Raw genomic sequence first — 18,706 nt, 5'->3', positions numbered from 1 at the left:
AAATCGCTTGGTAAATATACCAAGCGATTTAGAATTATAATTATGTTGTGTATTAGTCAACAAATTTCAACTCGTCAATAATGTTTTGAGCGTTTGCGTATTTATCGATAATAAACATTACATATCTAATGTCTACACTAATCGTTCTTTGTAATTCTGGCTCGAATTCAATGTCACCTGACATCGCTTCCCAGTTACCATCGAATGCTAAACCGATTAATTCACCGTTTCCACCGATAACAGGAGATCCTGAGTTACCACCGGTAATATCGTTATCAGATAAAATGTTAACTGGTAACTTACCATCAGCAGTTGCCCATCTTCCGTAATCTTTTGTGTTATACAATTTGATTAATGGAGTTGGTTGCTCGAATTCCTCATCACCTGGAATGTGCTTTTGCATACCACCTTCTAAAGTAGTGTAGTAATTTCCAGCAGCATCGCTAGGACGTTTTGGATTTTCTGGTAAACCAACAATCTTACCTGTAGATAATCTCATAGTAAAGTTAGCATCTGGATAGAATACTCTGTTTGGATAAGTTTTTCTCATTCCATCGATGAATAATCTAAAGTTTTTCTCGTAAGACTCATTTAAAGATTCGATTTCTTTTGGTGTATTTCTGAATGATTCGAATAAACCATTAGATAAACTACTTAAGATATCATTTTTAAGTGCATCTCCGTTGTTGTTCTCAAATGCAGCAATTACTTTGTCTGCACTGCTATAAACTGAGCTAGATGCAATTTTGTTAGTATAAGCGTTGAAGCTTCCGTATTCTTTTTGAATATCTTTAATTGCTGGAATTACACCATCCGCAGGAATACTCTTAACATATCCATCTAATAAAGCAGCAAGAATATCAGCTTCTGCAGCCATATCCATACTTGCGTATAATTCTTCAATACGAGGCTTAATTTGCTCCATCATTGCAGCTTTGTTAGCATCGTCTTGTTGGCTATAAGTCTCCCACATTTGTGAAATTCTATAAGGCGCTAAAGATAATTGACTACCTCTTAAGAAACCACGAACGATATAAGTTCTGTTTTTCACATAGTCATTGGTGTTGTTGTAGTAGTTTTCTAAGTTAGATAATACTTTTCCGTATTTCTTAGAATCTTTTTTCGCCCAAGTAGCAAAATCAGCTTCATATTTTCTTTTCTTACCAACTGTATTCAATTTGTTTAAAGCCTCGATCATACCGATTCTATTTTTCCAATAGTTGGCTAAACTTGAATATTGTGAAGCATATTTTAATCTAGTAGCATCAGATTTGTCCATGTGTTTCTTCATTTGAACCATTGCTGTATTAGCTGCATCAACCCAAGTTGGATATTCAACATTAATAGCTTGCTCGATTCCAAAAGAAGACATATATCTATCAGTGCTTCCTGGATAACCAATAGTCATTGCAAAATCACCTTCTTTAACTCCACCAGTTTTGATAGGTAAAGAGTGTTTAGGTTTGTAAGGAACGTTGGTTGGAGAATAATCCGCTGGATTTCCGTTAGCATCTGCATAAACACGGAACAACGAGAAGTCACCAGTATGTCTTGTCCACTCCCAGTTATCTGTGTCACCACCATATTTTCCGATAGAAGAAGGAGGAGCACCTACAAATCTTACATCAGTAAAATCTTGATACACAAAGTAATAAAACTCATTTCCACCATAGAATGATTTAACTTCAACAACGTACTTACCATCATCGCTGTTTTCATTTTGAATCATTTCCATTTCTGCTTTAATAGCGTCTTTTCTTTCGCTAGAAGACATAGATGGAGAAAGTTTTTTCATGATTCTTTCTGTTGCGTCATCCATTCTAACTAAGAAACGAACATAAAGATTCTCTGGCTTTAATTCTTGAGATTTTTCATAAGCCCAAAAACCATCTTTTAGGTAATCTTGGTCTTCTGATGACAATTCAGCGATTACACCATAACCACAGTGGTGGTTAGTAAGTAATAATCCTTCATCTGAAATCATTTCTCCGGTGCAATAACCACCAAATTGAACGATCGCGTCTTTTAAACTCGAATTGTTAACACTGTAAATTTCTTCTGGCGTAAGCTTTAAACCTTCTTTTTGCCAATCAGCATATTTCAGCCTCTCGATAAAGGTCATTAACCACATACCTTCATCTGCCCAAGCGAATACACTCAGAAAAGCTAAAGCAACGCTTAATAAAGATTTTCTCATTATTTATTTGTTTTATTATGTATCAATCTCACAAATTTAATCAATTCAAGTTAATACACCAATGTTGATTTTATTTTTAATTGAAACTAAATACTTAATATCAAAAGTTTATAAATTTTAACTCGATATTAAATAGTTGCTAATTTTAAAGATATAAGTATAATTCAATTTTCAATCTGACCGATAAAAGCTAGTATTACACGTCTTTTCCGCTAGTTTAATCGTAACTTTGCCGATTGCTAAAAACAGTATGACAGTATGTCACTCAAAACTCATTGGCAACGTATTTGCCAAAACATTCTAAAATCGAATAAAATGGATCAAGAAAATAAAGAAAACTTAGATGAAAACTTGGATCAAGTAGCAGAAGAGACACATTCTGAGGCACAAGAAGAGCAGACTAAAAATGCTGACAACAAGACTTCTTTAGCTGACGAATTGGCGATGCAAAAAGACAAGAATCTAAGATTGTTTGCTGAGTTCGAGAACTACAAGAAGAGAACTACCAAAGAACGTTTGGATTTATATAAAACCGCTAACGAATCATTATTAGGTGACTTATTGCCTGTATTAGATGATTTTGAGCGAGCTACTTTTGAGATTAGCAAAGCAGAAGACGAAGGTCTTTTGAAAGGTGTTGAATTAATTCATAGTAAATTAGTTAATATCCTTAAAAACAAAGGACTAGAAGCTATTGAAACTTCTGCTGGTGATGATTTTGATATAGACAAACACGAAGCTATCACTCAAGTTCCATCTCCTTCTGACGACCTAAAAGGTAAAATTGTTGATGTTGTAGAGACGGGATATATGTTGAACGAAAAAGTAATTCGCTATACCAAAGTGGTAGTTGGAAAATAATTAAGGTATGTCAAAAAGAGATTATTACGAAATATTAGGTGTTTCTAAAGATGCAACGGCAAGCGAAATCAAAAAAGCTTACCGAAAAGTTGCGCTTAAGTATCACCCAGATAGAAACCCAGATAATAAAGAAGCTGAAGAAAAGTTCAAGGAAGCTGCAGAAGCTTACGAAGTCTTAAGCGACGAAAACAAGAAAGCTAGATATGATCAATTTGGTCATGCTGGTGTTGGCGGAGCTGCTGGCGGTGGATTCGGTGGTGGCATGAACATGGAGGACATTTTCTCTCAGTTCGGTGACATATTCGGTGGTGCCTTTGGAGGTGGCGGCGGATTTGGTGGCTTCGGTGGTTTTGGTGGCGGAACTCGTCAGCAAAAAGGATCGAACCTGCGCATTAGAGTTCGTTTGAACCTAGAAGAAATGATGGAAGGCGTAACTAAGAAAGTCAAAGTTACACGAATGATGCTTCACCCAGACGCTACTTTTAAAACTTGTCCTACTTGTAATGGTAGCGGACAACAAGTACGCGTTATGAACACACCATTAGGTCAAATGCAGACCGCTTCGGCTTGTAGTTCTTGTCGTGGAACAGGAAAAATTGCTGATAAAATTCCAACAGGTGCTAACAACCATGGTTTAATCAAGAAAGATGAAACTGTGGAAATTAAAATCCCTGCTGGAGCAAGAGAAGGTATTCAATTACAAGTAAGAGGAAAAGGTAATGATGCTCCGTTTGGAGGTATTGCGGGAGACTTAATTGTAGTAATTGAAGAAGAAGCACACCCAGAATTACAGCGTGATGGTAACAACTTGCATTATGATTTAAATGTAAGCTTATCTGATGCTATTTTAGGAGCAGACAAAGAAGTTCCAACGGCAACAGGACGTGCTAAAATTAAAATTGAACCAGGTACACAGAGCGGTAAAATCTTAAGATTAAAGAATAAAGGTTTACCAAGCTTAGAAGGTTATGGTTCGGGAGATTTATTCGTTCATGTGAATGCATTTATTCCAGAGAAATTGAATAAAAAACAAAGAGAATTCTTTGAGCAAATGCGCGAAGAAGACAACTTTGATCCAGTAAATCAAAAAGAAAACAGATCTTTCTTTGAGCGTGTAAAAGACATGTTTGATTAAGTCTGACTAAAGAATAAAAAAAAGCCATGAATTTTAAAATTCATGGCTTTTTTGTTTCTCAGTATTTCTTTCAATTAAGCTTTAAGCGCGTCCTTAAGATTAGCGTTGATAATATGCAAATCTCTTTGTGGATAAGGGATATTGAATCCATTTTCGTCTAAGGCTTTCTTAACAGAACGGTTTAAGTTCCATCCAGCTTTCAGGTAGTTTTCTGTTTTAGTATAACCGTACATAGCCAAATTAATACTACTGTCACCAAATTCTTGAATCTCGATAATGTAGTCTCTATCATTTAACATTAAAGGTTCATTTTTAAAAACCTCCATTAAAACTTCTTTTGCTTTATCAAAATCATCGTCGTATCCGATTCCAACCTTCACCTCTACTCTACGTACACCAAATCTAGAGAAGTTAATAATTGGATTATTAAAAACACTACCATTAGGAAGAATTACTGTTCTCATATCTGGCGTTAATAAGATAGTTTGCAATACAGAAATTTCTTCTACAGTTCCAGATTTATCAATCGACTCGATATAATCTCCAACTTTGAAAGGCTTAAATAATAAAATCAAAATTCCTCCTGCTAGGTTCGCCAAACTTCCTTGAAGCGCCATACCAATACCAACGGCTAGACCACCCAATAAGGCAACAAATGCGGTAACCTCGAATCCGACCGTACTCATCGCTACTAGAATTACTAAAATCTTAAAAGCGATGCTGATTAAGCTCTGCGTGAATTTTCGCATAGAAATCGTCATATCCGTCTTATCGATAGATTTACCAATAAGTTTTGACAGTTTTCCTGCTAACCAAAATCCTACGATGATAATTAAAATGGCTCCAATAAGTTTTAACCCATAAGTAATGGCCAAATCTGCTAAATTATCTACGCTTAGATTATTTAAGTTGAATGCATTTGTGTTGATTTGCGATTCTGCCTGTGTGTCTTGCATAATTTTTTGTTTTGTTTAAAGATATTTTAAGAAATAATCATTCCAAAAGAAACGTGTCTTATTAGAAAAATTGATAGGTTAAATGATAAAACTTTTAATGTTAAAAAATTAAATCAAATGATATAAAAAACCCCTTACAATCTACATTGAAAGGGGTTTATATTATTTTTTGATAAGTAATTACTCAGCAATTACATCAAAAGTAAATTCGTGCTCAACATCTCTATGAGGCTTAACTAATCCGTGGTAGTGACCTAATCTCTTGATAGTTTTACCAAGGATTTGTACGTGTTTACGTTCAACGTTCACACCATTTTTGTTTAAGAATTCAGTTAAGTCAGCATTGTTGATAGATCCGAATAATTTGTCTCCTTCACCAACTTTTGCAGGGATAGCGATTTCTAATCCTTCCATAGAAGAAACGATTTCGTTCGCTTTTGCAATAGCAGCTTCCTCTTGTTCCTTACGAGATTCCATGATAACACTTAATTCCTCTAAGTTTTTTGGAGTAGCTAATTTAGCTTTACCATTAGGGATTAAATAGTTTCTTGCATAACCCGGTTTTACAGAAACAACTTCGTACTCAAATCCAAGATTTTCTAAATCTTCTTGTAATATTACGTTCATTTTCTAGTTTTTAAGGGTTATTATTTCAATAAATCTGTTTCGAAAGGTAAGATCGCCAAGTGACGAGCACGCTTAATTGCTTGAGCTACCTTTCTTTGATATTTTAAAGAGGTTCCGGTATAACGACGAGGTAAAATTTTACCTTGCTCGTTTACAAATTGCAACAAAAAGTCTGCATCTTTGTAATCAACGTATTTGATTCCGAATTTTTTAAATCTACAGAACATTTCTGAAGATTGAGTCTCTATATCGATTGGCGTTAAGTAACGAATCTCTGATTCACCACCTTCTGCCACTTTCTTTGCCATTTCATCAATTGCCATATCGCTGTGTTTTTAAAGGATTATTTAGAGTTTGCTTTTAATTTTGCTCTTCTTTCTTCTGCCCACTCGATTCCGTGTTTGTCAAGTTTTACAGTTAAGAAACGTAATACTCTCTCGTCACGTTTGAATTGAAGTTCTAGATCAGCAATAAGATTTCCGTCTGCTTTGAATTCTACTAAGTGGTAAAATCCATTGCGCTTTAACTGAATTGGATACGCTAATTTACGTAATCCCCAGTTTTCTTGGTGTACAATCTCTGCATCCTTCTCTTTTAAGAAGTTTTCGAATTTTTTAACTGCTTCCTCCACCTGAACATCAGATAGAACGGGAGTTAAAATGAAAACAGTTTCGTAATGATTCATCTATAAAAAATTTAAATTGGAGTGCAAAAGTAAAACATTAATTCTAAACAGAAAAATATCAACCCTTGCTTTTTTACTTAATCAACAAATTTAAGCCTATTTTGGCTACAATTCTATTTTTATGTCAATTATTTCAATCATTAAGTTCTAGATAAAGTTAGATTTAACTTCTCCCACTTGCTTTCATCAAAATTTCAAAATGAATAGAATTTTATTCATCTAATTATTATATCGATTTATTTTTAAAAATATAAATTCCAGCGTCTTTTGGTATGCATTATGCACCTTTAAGTAATTAAATAAATATTATGAATAATCAAGAGAAAATGATAAATCACTTAAATGATTTACTAACCAAAAACTACGATGCAGAAGCTGGTTATAAATTAGCGGCCGATAATGTGGATAACACAGATCTTAGAAGCTTTTTAGAAGCAAGAGCGCAAAGTAGATATGATTTTGGACATGCATTAAAAGAAGAGATTACGAAATTAGGTGGCACACCAGATAAAGGAACCTCTATGAAAGGTGACTTACACCGTGCTTGGATGAATTTAAAAGATGCTTTTAGTTCAGGTGATTCAGCTACTTATTCAGAATGTGTTCGCGGTGAAGAAGCTTTTGTTGAGGAGTATGAAGAGTGCTTAAATGATAGAGAAAATTTACCTCCAACTGTGGTAGATTTAGTTGAATCTCAACTAACAGAAGCTAAAAAAGCTTTATTGGAAGTTAAGGCTTTAGAAGGATTTAAGAATTAATCACTTTCCTAGAATCTGCTTCTATTTTAAACAAAATGAAGCATTAACAGAAAATTAAATTCTGTGTTATTAAAATTCTTTAAGCTAAATGAAGGTTTTATATGACACTAATTAAATCTACAATTCATGTAATCAATTTTATGGATTGTAGATTTTTTAATTTCTAATATAACATAGATTCTATTCAACCTCTAATTATGAAACTATATGGATTTACACACGGGTCTACCCTTTTGGCTTATTAAAAATGGCTTAGCTTATAATTATTCGTCTCTTAAAAAAGATAGAAAAACCCAAGTAGTTATTTTGGGTGGCGGAATTACTGGAGCCATTCAAGCCTATTTTCTTGCTAAAGCTGGAATTGATTTTATTCTTCTAGAAAAAAGAAGCATTGGTCTTGGAAGCACCTCAGCCTCCACTGCCCTATTGCAATATCAAATAGATGAACCTTTATCGAGTCTGATTGAAAAGGTGGGAGAATCAAACGCCGTACGCGCCTATGAACTATGTGCGGAGAGCATTGAAACAATTAAAAGTATTTCTAAGGACATTGGCCACGATAATTATCAAGTTCATCCAACGCTGTTTTATGCAAGCTATAAAAAAGATGTAGCCCTAATTGAAAAGGAATATGAATTGCATAAAAGCGCTGGATTTGATGTTGATTTGTGGGATCAGAAGAAAATAAAAAAACATTTCGATTTAGATTTTCCTGCGGCATTATATAGTCGACATTCGGCACAAATAGATGCTTATAAATTCTGTCATCAATGTATGCAATATGCATTAAAAAAAGGTCAACAAATTTATGATAGAACTGAAGTTGTTGATATTAAACATAAAAAAGACGGCGTTAAAATCGAAACTGCAGATGGTTATACTATTCAAGCTGAATGGTTGATTTATGCTACAGGTTATGAAGTGGTAGATTTTATTTCAAAAGACATTGTAGATCTAAACTCAACTTGGGCAATTGTAAGTGAACAATTTGATGACGTTAAAGAATTTTGGCACGAAAACGCATTAATTTGGGAGACAAAAGAACCTTATTTATATATGCGCACCACAGCAGATCGCAGAATCATGTTAGGTGGACGAGATGAAAACACCAATAATCCACAGAGAAGACAAGAAGCTTTAAAAGAAAAATCAAAAAAGCTAGCTAAGGACTTTGCTAAGCTATTTCCACAATATGAGTTTGTACCAGAGTTTTCTTGGGCAGGAACTTTTGGAAGCACTAAGGATGGACTTCCCTATATCGGGAAATTTAAAAATAAACCTCAAGGACTCTTTGCTTTGGGATTTGGAGGAAATGGAATTACTTTTAGTACGATTGCCGGCGAGTTATTACGCGATATCATCCTAGGAAAAGAAAATGATGATGTCAAGATCTTTGCTTTTGATAGATAAAAAGAATTGTTATCATTATAAATAAGCTAAAACTCAATTGCACCTGACTAAAACATTTTTAAAGTTTATTTGAACTAAAAAAAGTTCCTTCTCACATAAATGCTCGAAGAAACTTTCTGATAATAAGGACTTATCAATTTAGCTATAAATCAACAGGATTAAAGTAATTTAATAGATAAAAAACGCCAAAAATTAAAACAAGCATAATTATAACCCATATCCAGGTTGGCGTACTCTGTGGGGTTTCACTTCCTTGAAGAAAGAAGGTTTCACTTCCTTTATTTACATAGGCATTAATCATAATCGGAACTTCACCAAATACCGTTGCATTTTTCTGCAATCCTTCCACTGAAATAGATGGACCATTGGCCACCGTAAAAGGTATAATTTCTATTCCTTCTAAGCCACTCGAATCTTGACTGACGATCTTCAGCGTATGCTCACCATCCACCATTTTATTTGTGTTTAATTGAAAATGAGTAGGCGCAACTAGCTCCGCTAACGGAATTTCTGAATCATCTAAAAACAATATTACTTTACAATTACTGTCCATAGTTCAAGATTTTACGTTTAATATGCTTTGTAGATTTCTCTCCTGGAAAGAAAGTGTACTTAATGAAATAAATGAAAGTGATTAATACAATAATGGCCGTTGCCGTAATGATAATATAATCACTATCACCTGTTGGGCCTGTTCCGTGTGTGATTCCTTTTAGCAATTCAGGTTGCTGCTTTTCACATGCTGGACATGCCATCGCAACATAACCTAAAAGCATAAAAATTATATAACTTATTTTCTTAATCATGATTTTAAATTTTAATTATGAAACATCAACATTTGCGCTATCAACCTTTGCTTCAGTTTCTTGAATAACCCCACCAGGCGCTGCTTCGTCTGCAGATGGTAATTCTCCAGCTTCTAATTGATCCATCCACTTTTGAACTTCCTCTTCTGTAACTGTAGAAGCGCTGTTACCCCAACTTGTTCTCTCGTGGTTCATAATAGCAGCTATTTCTGCGGCCGATAGATTAGCTGTTCCACCAATGCCTGGCATCGGTCCATAACCTTCGCTTACCCTACCCGTATATCCATTTAATATAATATCTACAATAATCGCAGGACTTTCTCCTGTAACAATTGGACTTCCTTTAAGCGGCGGGAATGCTCCTGGCAATCCTTCTCCGTTCGCTTGGTGACAAGACTGACAATGCGCTTGATATAACATAGCTCCATCTGGTAAAGCTCCTTCACCGGCAGCAGCTGCGTTTTTCTTAGACTCTTCAATTTTATATAAGAATTCTGGATCAGGTGTTCCATCAGGTAAAGGAACTTGCTTTAAAGATTGCAAATAAGCAACTAAATCTAAAGCATCCTGAGTCGCTACCACTTTTCCTTGATAACCATTTAAATATTCTTCAGGCACATTGACTACCACTTCTCCTTCTTTTGGTGAAGTTTTCTTAATAAATAAGAATGGAAAAGAAGGCATAATGGATTCTTTCACCAAAATACGTGGATTGTATAAGTGAGTTAAATTCCACTCTAAACTTCCTTGTCTATTTCCTACATCGGTTAAATCTGGACCTGTTCTTTCGGTCCCCATTAAAGTAGCCGTATTTCGCCAAAAGTCTGTTCTCGTAATTAATGCATAATCCGCGGCAATACTTGGTCTGCTACCAAATACGGCATCCATATCCACATTCCTAACTTGTTGGGTGTGACAAGCCACACATCCATTGGCAATGTAAATTTTCTTACCTCTCATTTGTTGTTCTGTCAACAAACTATCGCCCGGCAAAGGCTGATTGATGCCTTCATTTAAGATGGCCGGTTGTATTGCTACAAAGTATGTTAACACCAAGAACATACCTATCGCAGTTAAAAATAATTTATTATGATCGTTATACCATTCCATTTCTAAAGTGATTTTTGAGTTTGAACTTCATCTTCCTGCAAAACTTTCGCAACTGATTTCGGAACGTCTACTTTGTCCCTTCCAAACATCATTTGATATAGATTATATGCAAATACAAAATGTGAGAACCACATTAACGTACCACCAATCGCTCGCCATAACCAATAAGGCGCCATCAACTCTAAACTACCCACGAAAGGAAGTTTTTCCATCCAGTAGTATCCTTTTAGTGTACTTCCGTACATTAATGGAACTATATAAAATAGCAAACCAATAAAAGCTAACCAGAAATGCACTCCAACAAAGGCTTTAGAGGTTTCTTTCTGTGTAATCCTTGGTATAATAGCATACATGCTCGCCCACAAGAAAAAAGTAATAATTCCATACATCGTCATGTGTGAGTGAGCCACTGTAAAGTCTGTAAAGTGCCAAATTAAATTCGCACTTCTAAATGCTTCAGCAGTTCCTTGTAATGATCCGGTAAAGTAAAATACAATACCCACCAAGAAGAAGGGCAAGACGTAACTTGAGGCTAATTTATACCAACCATTTTTAAAGGTCATCAAGAAGTTGGTTGTACCCGCAAAAACAGGTATAATCATCCCAATACTACCAAAAATTGCCACCGTTTGTAACCACCACGGAATTGAACTAAATATAAAGTGGTGGGTTCCGATTAAGGTATAGAATAGAATTTGTGACCAAAATGCTAAAATCCCTAAACTATAAGAGAATATAGGTTTATCTAAAGCAAATGGTAAATAATAATACACCAGACCTAACGTCAACATCATAAACCACATCCCAACGGCCTGGTGCATATAATATCCTTGTGCGATGGTTTCACCCAATCCTTTTTGCCAAAATGGTAGATAACCTACCAATCCAATCGTCATAAAGAACATAAGCGCAGCCACAATGTACCAGTTAGAAATATAAATTTCTACTGCTTTTCTCATGGCAATCGTTTTCCAGAAATTAATCAATGTTAGAGCAACACCTACGATCATCATTCCCATAATAGGCCAAATATATTCGCGGTACTCTCCTCCTCCATTATTGATTCCCATCATAAGACTGATGCTACCAAAGAAAACAGTAAGATTAATTAAAATCAGCGTCCACCAACCTAATGCATAACTAAAGAGTCGATTGTTTCCTACCCTTGGAACACAGAAATAGGCCAATCCTAACATGCCCAGTGAACCCCAACCCCAGAAAACGGCATTGGTGTGAACTGGTCGTAATCGCCCAAAGTTTAACCAACTTAAACTATCAGCTTCTGGAGCAACGAATTTAATTCCTAAATATTCACCAACCGTAGTACCAAACAATAGCCAGAATGTAGCCGAAATTAAATAGGCAAAAACTAATTTCTTTAACTTAGGTTCAACCGGAATTTTGCTTTGATTCGGCTTCTTAAACCTAAAAAACGGAACACTTGGTGGTTCTACAGATAATAAACCTAAAACATCCTTAGGTTCTGCATTACCTCGAAGTTTATTTTTTTCAATTTTGTAAGTCTTCTTATGCATCATTCCCTTGATGAGCTGCTTGGCATCCTCTTTAGGAAGAGATTTAAGATAACTTATTAATTTTTCAGCTTTACTATAACTGATTTTCTTCTCTTGAATTACGAGATATTGGTTGACTTTGAAGAATATCAAAACCAGTAACAACACAAAAAGAATTCCTAGTAAGATCAATGTGATGATAACTCCTCCTTCTTTTAGGGGATTATCACTCACTTCTACTTCTTGCCCAAAACTCACCAACATAGGTAAGATAAGCGCCCATAAACCTAAAAACTTTTTCATGAGTTAAGATTTAATTGTTGTTTTAATTCTTCTAGTTCTTCATCTGTGAAATTTGCTAATTGCTTTTGCGCCCATACTCCATCTACTTTTTCATTTCTTTCAGACTTTACCAATTCTATAATACTGCCTACTCTCACCAACAGCCAAACCAGCATGATGAGAAAGACTAATAAAAAGAGAATGGCGATTAAGTTTAATCCAAAATCCTGCATAAATCTTTACATTTTTAAATGATTCAAATACTATCTATCTGACTATTATAAGATAAAAAGGTCCTATAATCTTTAAAACAAAACATCAACATTGCTTTCTGTCAAATTTAGAGCTAATGTAATGCCTTTTTGCAACATCTCAAACCAATATTTATTATTTTAACAAAACTTGACTAATTATTTTATTAATTAGATAATTCTATTCCTATTTCGATAAAAATAGAAAGGTTTTTGCCTAAATTAATTGAATAGGTTCATTACCTTTACTTAGTTCTAATATTATTAAAACTCAAAACGCTAATAATCATAAAATTACCAGCTCATTAATTAACTACGCCTATGTATTATCGCAAAAAACACGGAAAAGGCTTTAGCTATCAGGATCAAAAGGGAAATACTATAACAGATCCTAAGCTCAAAGAATGGTTCAAGTCTTTGGTTATTCCACCAGCATGGACGGAAGTAGAAATTTCTGAAAAGAAATCAGCTGATTTATTAGTAACCGGTCGAGATGACAAAAACCGTAAACAATACATTTATAATCCTAAGTTTAGAGAACAAAAAGAAGCCGAGAAATTTGATAGAATTATTTCATTTGCCGACCAATTAGAGCACTGTCGTAGAGTAACGGGCCAACATTTGAGAAAACGTAAAATGACAAGGGAAAAGGTATTGGCTACTATGGTTCGGTTATTAGAAAATGCTTTCTTCCGCCCTGGAAGTGAAATTTATTCCAAGCAAAATATGAGTTATGGATTAACTACTATACGTAGTAAACATTTAAAAATAGAAGGCGATAAAATGATCTTTTCATATCGTGGAAAATCTGGGCAAGACCAAGAAAAAGAAATTATAGATAAGAAATTAGCCAAAATTGTCAAGGAAATAGATGCTATGCCTGGTTATGAAATATTTAAATACCTAGATGAAGATGGGAATGTGGTTGACGTTAAAAGCGAAGACTTGAATGCTTACATCCACGAAGTTATGGGCGAAGAATTTTCTGCTAAGGATTTTAGAACATGGGCAGGAACCATGATTGCCGCAATGGCGCTAGATGAGTTAGGAGTTGTGGAGGCAGCTGACCAAAAAGCCTTGGATAAAAATATAAAAGAAGCAGTTTCTAGAGTTTCTGAGCGTTTAGGAAATACGCCCGCCGTAGCAAGAAGTTCTTATATAGATCCAAGAATTATTGAGGAATATGAAAACGGAAAAACTTTAGCTTACTTTGAAAAAGAGATCAGCAAACTATTAAAGAAAAGCGAGAACTTATCTAAAGAAGAGTTGGGTGTTTTAGTAATGCTCAAAAATCGTTTAGAGGATTAATTTCAAAATTTAGGCGTCTTCACCATTGTTTCTATTTCTAAAATAACGCGAGGCATAACCTAGAATCCACAATAAAATTATAGACACCATAATAACTACACCAATTAGAAATATATTACTTCCTATTTGATCTCTAAAAATCAGGAATAGAACCATTCCTATCAAGGTAATAATTCCACCACACCCGAACAACGAGGGATTTATATCTTTCATTTTATTTAAATTTAAGTTGAATTAAAAAATAATGGTTGATTAATACATCATTAAACAACCATTATCCTATTATTGCATTTATAATTAAGCAATTACATTGCGCTTTTGTTAATTTCTTTCAGGGCTAAACCATTTAAATGTCTATCACTTTTGGTTTCCTCTGCTAGAATGGATTCTAATGTTTTAGCATACTTCTCATGACCTAAAACTCTTGCATACTCAGACGCGGTTCCATACCCAGCCATTTCGTAATGCTCTACTCTTTGTGCCGCCGAAATCAAGGCAGCATCTTTCACATTCGATGGAGCGTCTTCTTTAATCACTGCTTCACCTTCCTTGATGAGACCTTCCATTCCATCACATTTTGTGCTTCCAGGATTGACTCCCAAATCATCTAAAATTGATTTCACCTTATCTCTATGTCCTTTTGTTTGCTCTAAATGATCAGCAAAACTTTTCTTTAATTCTTTGTGAGTCGCTGCATCATGCATTTTAGGCAAGGCTTCCACCAACTGCTTCTCAGCTGAATATAAATCCTTCAATTCGTGCTCAAATAATTCTTGTAAATTTTTCATAATAATATTTTTAGTTATTTATAATCTAATAATCCCTCTGCCAAGCTCTTCCATTGTATTTTAGAAATTCCGAGTCTACTCATAATGGAAACTACAGCATTTCTAATTTTATCGGGAATATTTTCTGTTTTTAAATTGCTTACTTCATTTCTTCCGTGAATTTCAGCATAAATACATTTGTCTTTTCTTCGTACAATAAAATTTGAACTAGCTTTATTGGTAAAAAAATGAGCAATATCCTGAGCATTTTCTGCGGTAGGATTCACTGATGGCACACAAACTATCAAACATCTTTCATCATCCTCGTATGGGTTTTCATCAATCTTCGTCACTTTTACCCAATCATATCCATCTCCTTCAAAACTTCCCAGGCCAGGAATGTCAATTCTAATGAAATCTCCAAGCTTCGCCATCGTTTTTAATTCTTCGCCTTTCTCATCAAACAATTGAAAACTTGTCGTGATCTCACCACTATAAGATTGCCAATTATTTATATTCAATAGTCGATCTTTCAAAAGCTGAAAGTTAAATTTTGCTTCGTCAACAGAATCATAACACTTCTTAGACTCTGTATCGTGAGATCCTCCCTCTTTTTGATTATCTATACCTGATACTTTCTCTGACATTTAGGTTTTAATTTAAATTTTGCACGCAAATAAGTAGAATTGATTATTCGGCATTTAAGATATTAAGTCTTATAACTTATCGAAAATCCAAATTTAAAATATCACATTCAACTCTGTTTAAAACAAACGATATGATTATTTTTGAATCATATTGATATCAAATTCCAATCCACAAACAAGCACCACTGCGCAATTATTAATTTTTAACAAAAAAAAAGGTCACTTCTATTAAAAGTGACCTTAATTCTTATTATAGTTTGATTAATTAATCAACATCATACCAACGATTATATAACTCGCGGCCTTCTTCTTCATCTCTTGGTTGGAAGCCCATGTAGATTCCTCCCTCTTTCACCTCATCTTTGTAAAAGTTGGCTTCCTCTTCTGGCACTCCAGCACCTGTTAACGCACCTATAATACCTCCAGTAGCTGCACCGGCACCCGCTCCTGCTAATCCAGCAGCTAAAGGACCTGCTACAACTAAACCTAATCCTGGGAAAATCACATTAGAACCAATGGCTGCAATCGCACCCACTACCGCTCCAATTCCTCCTCCAATCATTGATCCTGTTCCAGCATTTTCTGCTACTTTATCTCCTAAATCAGAATCATGGGCATTATCACCGAAATGAGTATCTCTGGTTTTATCAGATAACATAACATTGATTTCATCTTTCGTATATCCTCTCGATTCTAACTCTGCGAATGCTCTATCTGCTTCTTCTCTGTTTCTAAAAACTCTGGAAACATACTTTCCATTGTAATCCGGTCTAAAATCATTTGAATTGTTCATAATAAATTTTTTATTTGGTTATATTAATACATTCTCAATACGCATGCCGCTAAATCTTAAAATCCATAACATTAAGAAGGTTTAACAGAAAGATTTTTAATTTAACACAGCCTGTGGTTTTGAGAATTTTAAACTACTTTTTGAGTCTTGAGAATTTAACCTAAATTAGACTCACAATTAAGAATCACATTGGTCAATTAATTATGAATTGGATTTTACTTATCATCGGTGGACTTTTCGAAACGGGATTTGCTATTAGCTTAGGAAAAGCTCAAGAAAGCAGTGGGAAAGAGTTTATTTTATGGCTTATCTCCTTTGCGGTTTGCGTTAGCATCAGCATGTTTCTATTATATAAAGCGATGGGAGGTGATAAACCAATTCCAGTGGGAACAGCCTATGCTGTGTGGGGTGCTATTGGGGCAGTTGGAACTGTGGTTTCGGGTATTCTTATTTTTAAAGAGCCTGTAACATTTTGGCGCTTATTCTTTTTGAGCACCTTAGTTATTTCTATTGTTGGACTTAAATTCGTTTCAGAGTAATATGAAAAATCTATTCTGTCTCCTTCTCGTTTTTCCTATCCTTTTATTTTCTCAGAAACCTCAACTTAATTTAGAAGAAGCTAAATCGCTCATTCAACTACCTCTTAATTGTATAGAAACAGAATTCCCGAATAAATTAAGTCAAACTTTGGTTGATGCTACAGAGTTAGGAACACCCAAGGAGTTACATCCCATCTTTTATGGCTGTTTTGACTGGCACTCCTCGGTACATGGCTATTGGACTATCGTAAGCTTACTTAAAAAATTCCCTGAACTAGACGCTGATAACCGTATTAAAAATAGATTATTACAAAACTTCTCTAAGGAAAACATAGAACAGGAGATCGACTATTTTCAGAAACCACATGAGTATTCTTATGAAAGAACTTATGGCTGGGCTTGGTTGTTTAAACTTCAAGAAGCGCTAGATTCTTGGGATACTCCTACCGGAAAAGAAATGAGTAAAAACTTACAAGCTTTAACCAATGTTTTGATTGAGAGAAACAAGGAGTACTTACCCAAGCTTAACTACCCAATTCGTGTAGGAACGCATACCAATACTGCTTTTGGAATGAGTCTAGCCTTCGATTATGCTCAATCTATAAATCATGTAGAATTTCAGCAACTTATTATTTCACGGGCAAAAGATTTTTACTTAACCGACCAAAACTGCCCTTTAAGTTGGGAACCTAGTGGATATGATTTTTTATCTCCATGTTTTCAAGAAATTGACTTAATGCGCAAAGTACTTAAGAAAGAGGAATTTGAAACATGGGTTCAAGCTTTTCTCCCTGAAATGCAACAGAATTCTTTTAATATAAAAGTTGGAGAGGTTTCTGACCGCGCCGATGGTCATCTAGTTCATTTAGATGGTCTTAATTTTAGCCGAGCCTGGATAATCTATGGTTTAGCCAAAGAATACCCATCTTATGATTATTTAATCCCTTTAGCCGACCAACATTTTCATTATTCTTATCCAAACTTGATAGGAGATTCTTATGAAGGCGGACATTGGTTAGCCTCTTTTGCTTTATATGCATTATTAGCCGCTGAATAGATTTAAGAGACAACTTATTATTCTTACCCACAACATGCTTTACATTGTTAAAATAAACAATGTTATTTCTTCATATTCATAAAAGTATAGCAATTTCTAATTACCTACCGTTTATACACGAAAACATACACTTTATACAATATTTCTTACACTTTATACAATATTTGCAAAATTTTAAACCTATTTTAATAATTTAGTATTACTAATAATTAAAACTCACCCATATGAAAACTTCACTCTATTACTCAAATTTATTTTTCTTATTTTTTTTTTCTCCTGTTTCTCACTGGTGTAAAATCACAAATTCAGACTCCCACTGCTGAAAACAATCCTATTGCTTGTTCTGACGGAATAGACAATGATGGCGATGGTAGAATAGATTGCGAAGATCCTGATTGCTTAACTATATCTAATAACACTGCTTCTGGTTGTAGCATTTGCGGTGATGGTTTAAGTTTTGCAGATGTAACGCTAATGTTCACTCCTAATCCTAATTGCATTCCTAACAACCCGAACATGGATGCAGCTTTAGGAGCTCCAGATTACACTAATAGCGCAGACCAATTTGTTTCTCTTGGCGAAGGTGGTTCTCTTAAGTTACAATTTACAAATAATATATTATCTAATTCTGGAGATGATAACAAAAATGACTTGTGGGTATTCGAAATAGGACCAGCCGTTGAAGGAAGCACCATTGAATTGAGACCAGCTAATGCATATACCTTAAATGTCTTAATAGCTGAAGGTATTTTAGATACAGATGGCGATGGCTTTTATTATATTGGCAGCATAGGAGGATCGACGGCAGGTTTAGATATTGATGCTGTAATTCCAGGGCATCCAGCAGGCACATTATTCTTTGATGCGATTGATATCACAGATATACCAGGGAATTGCGTCGGTGGCTCACCTGGTGCAGATATAGATGCGGTTTGTGCCTTAACCTCAGTAGAGCCTTGTTTTGCTTTGGATGATGACAATGATGGTATCAATAATTGTGATG

The 18,706-nt window shown here is 34.8% G+C and carries 21 protein-coding genes and 1 pseudogene; 8 read left to right on the top strand and 14 right to left on the bottom strand.

The window, feature by feature from the left end; all coding sequences use genetic code 11:
* Positions 1–52: 52 nt before the first annotated feature.
* A complete protein-coding gene (locus NLM59_RS10610) occupies positions 53–2,197 on the bottom strand; it encodes a S46 family peptidase (RefSeq protein WP_304417760.1) in 2,145 nt (714 codons plus the stop codon).
* 315 nt (positions 2,198–2,512) lie between these two features.
* On the opposite strand from NLM59_RS10610, the gene NLM59_RS10605 reads away from it, so the two are divergent.
* Together NLM59_RS10605 and dnaJ are read left to right on the top strand one after the other, a co-directional pair.
* Positions 2,513–3,058, top strand: a complete 546-nt coding sequence (locus tag NLM59_RS10605; RefSeq protein WP_304417759.1) for a nucleotide exchange factor GrpE — start codon at positions 2,513–2,515, stop codon at positions 3,056–3,058.
* 7 nt (positions 3,059–3,065) lie between these two features.
* The gene (gene dnaJ, locus NLM59_RS10600) at positions 3,066–4,193 is read left to right on the top strand and encodes a molecular chaperone DnaJ (RefSeq protein ID WP_304417758.1); all 1,128 of its coding nucleotides are present in this window, start codon (positions 3,066–3,068) and stop codon (positions 4,191–4,193) included.
* A 74-nt stretch (positions 4,194–4,267) separates the two neighbouring features.
* On the opposite strand, the gene NLM59_RS10595 is transcribed toward dnaJ, so the two are convergent.
* The 4 genes from NLM59_RS10595 to rpsF form a co-directional block, all read right to left on the bottom strand.
* Positions 4,268–5,149, bottom strand: coding sequence for a mechanosensitive ion channel family protein (locus tag NLM59_RS10595; RefSeq protein ID WP_304417757.1), 882 nt, complete (start codon positions 5,147–5,149; stop codon positions 4,268–4,270).
* 180 nt (positions 5,150–5,329) lie between these two features.
* On the bottom strand, positions 5,330–5,776 hold the full coding sequence (gene rplI / locus NLM59_RS10590) for a 50S ribosomal protein L9 (protein ID WP_304417756.1): 447 nt from the start codon (positions 5,774–5,776) through the stop codon (positions 5,330–5,332).
* 20 nt (positions 5,777–5,796) lie between these two features.
* Entirely contained in the window at positions 5,797–6,099 is a 303-nt protein-coding gene (rpsR, locus tag NLM59_RS10585) for a 30S ribosomal protein S18 (RefSeq protein WP_304417755.1), read from the bottom strand.
* A gap of 20 nt (positions 6,100–6,119) precedes the next feature.
* Positions 6,120–6,461: a 30S ribosomal protein S6 gene (gene rpsF, locus NLM59_RS10580; protein WP_304417754.1), complete on the bottom strand. Its 342-nt coding sequence runs from the start codon at positions 6,459–6,461 to the stop codon at positions 6,120–6,122.
* Between the two features lie 308 nt (positions 6,462–6,769).
* Here rpsF and NLM59_RS10575 point away from each other — a divergent pair, with 308 nt between their 5' ends.
* Positions 6,770–7,219: a ferritin-like domain-containing protein gene (locus NLM59_RS10575; RefSeq protein WP_304417753.1), complete on the top strand. Its 450-nt coding sequence runs from the start codon at positions 6,770–6,772 to the stop codon at positions 7,217–7,219.
* Positions 7,220–7,426: 207 nt separating this feature from the next.
* On the top strand, positions 7,427–8,629 hold the full coding sequence (locus NLM59_RS10570) for an NAD(P)/FAD-dependent oxidoreductase (RefSeq protein ID WP_304417752.1): 1,203 nt from the start codon (positions 7,427–7,429) through the stop codon (positions 8,627–8,629).
* 142 nt (positions 8,630–8,771) lie between these two features.
* Here NLM59_RS10570 and NLM59_RS10565 read toward each other — a convergent pair whose 3' ends face one another.
* The 5 genes from NLM59_RS10565 to NLM59_RS10545 are packed head-to-tail and all read right to left on the bottom strand — an operon-like array spanning position 8,772 to position 12,574.
* The gene (locus tag NLM59_RS10565) at positions 8,772–9,182 is read right to left on the bottom strand and encodes a cytochrome C (RefSeq protein WP_304417751.1); all 411 of its coding nucleotides are present in this window, start codon (positions 9,180–9,182) and stop codon (positions 8,772–8,774) included.
* On the bottom strand, positions 9,172–9,435 hold the full coding sequence (locus NLM59_RS10560; RefSeq protein WP_304417750.1) for a hypothetical protein: 264 nt from the start codon (positions 9,433–9,435) through the stop codon (positions 9,172–9,174). The genes NLM59_RS10565 and NLM59_RS10560 overlap by 11 nt, the downstream gene beginning before the upstream one ends.
* 15 nt (positions 9,436–9,450) lie before the next feature.
* Positions 9,451–10,545 carry a cytochrome c gene (locus NLM59_RS10555; protein WP_304417749.1) on the bottom strand — a complete coding sequence of 365 codons (1,095 nt, stop codon included), beginning with the start codon at positions 10,543–10,545 and terminating at the stop codon, positions 9,451–9,453.
* 2 nt (positions 10,546–10,547) lie between these two features.
* Positions 10,548–12,362, bottom strand: coding sequence for a cbb3-type cytochrome c oxidase subunit I (locus NLM59_RS10550; protein ID WP_304417748.1), 1,815 nt, complete (start codon positions 12,360–12,362; stop codon positions 10,548–10,550).
* A complete protein-coding gene (locus tag NLM59_RS10545; protein WP_304417747.1) occupies positions 12,359–12,574 on the bottom strand; it encodes a hypothetical protein in 216 nt (71 codons plus the stop codon). The genes NLM59_RS10550 and NLM59_RS10545 overlap by 4 nt, the downstream gene beginning before the upstream one ends.
* Before the next feature lie 339 nt (positions 12,575–12,913).
* On the opposite strand from NLM59_RS10545, the gene NLM59_RS10540 reads away from it, so the two are divergent.
* Positions 12,914–13,900 carry a DNA topoisomerase IB gene (locus NLM59_RS10540; RefSeq protein ID WP_304417746.1) on the top strand — a complete coding sequence of 329 codons (987 nt, stop codon included), beginning with the start codon at positions 12,914–12,916 and terminating at the stop codon, positions 13,898–13,900.
* A 9-nt stretch (positions 13,901–13,909) separates the two neighbouring features.
* On the opposite strand, the gene NLM59_RS10535 is transcribed toward NLM59_RS10540, so the two are convergent.
* From NLM59_RS10535 to NLM59_RS10520, 4 genes are all read right to left on the bottom strand, one after another.
* Positions 13,910–14,113 (bottom strand): hypothetical protein, encoded by a 204-nt coding sequence (locus tag NLM59_RS10535; RefSeq protein WP_304417745.1) that lies wholly within the window; start codon positions 14,111–14,113, stop codon positions 13,910–13,912.
* A gap of 92 nt (positions 14,114–14,205) precedes the next feature.
* Positions 14,206–14,688, bottom strand: coding sequence for a ferritin-like domain-containing protein (locus NLM59_RS10530; protein ID WP_304417744.1), 483 nt, complete (start codon positions 14,686–14,688; stop codon positions 14,206–14,208).
* Between the two features lie 14 nt (positions 14,689–14,702).
* Entirely contained in the window at positions 14,703–15,314 is a 612-nt protein-coding gene (locus tag NLM59_RS10525) for a hypothetical protein (RefSeq protein WP_304417743.1), read from the bottom strand.
* Positions 15,315–15,579: 265 nt separating this feature from the next.
* A complete protein-coding gene (locus tag NLM59_RS10520; protein WP_304417742.1) occupies positions 15,580–16,107 on the bottom strand; it encodes a hypothetical protein in 528 nt (175 codons plus the stop codon).
* Positions 16,108–16,310: 203 nt separating this feature from the next.
* On the opposite strand from NLM59_RS10520, the gene NLM59_RS10515 reads away from it, so the two are divergent.
* The 3 genes and pseudogenes from NLM59_RS10515 to NLM59_RS11890 all read left to right on the top strand — a co-directional run.
* A complete protein-coding gene (locus tag NLM59_RS10515; RefSeq protein ID WP_304417741.1) occupies positions 16,311–16,646 on the top strand; it encodes a DMT family transporter in 336 nt (111 codons plus the stop codon).
* A gap of 1 nt (position 16,647) precedes the next feature.
* Positions 16,648–17,703 carry a DUF2891 domain-containing protein gene (locus NLM59_RS10510; RefSeq protein WP_304417740.1) on the top strand — a complete coding sequence of 352 codons (1,056 nt, stop codon included), beginning with the start codon at positions 16,648–16,650 and terminating at the stop codon, positions 17,701–17,703.
* 240 nt (positions 17,704–17,943) lie between these two features.
* Positions 17,944–18,078 (top strand): annotated as a pseudogene (locus NLM59_RS11890) (hypothetical protein); the annotation flags it as partial.
* Positions 18,079–18,706 lie beyond the last annotated feature (628 nt).

Source organism: Profundicola chukchiensis (genome assembly GCF_029664245.1).
GTDB lineage: Bacteria > Bacteroidota > Bacteroidia > Flavobacteriales > Weeksellaceae > Profundicola > Profundicola chukchiensis.
Note: the sequence above shows the minus strand (reverse complement) of the source record. Positions and strands in the feature narration are given on the sequence as shown.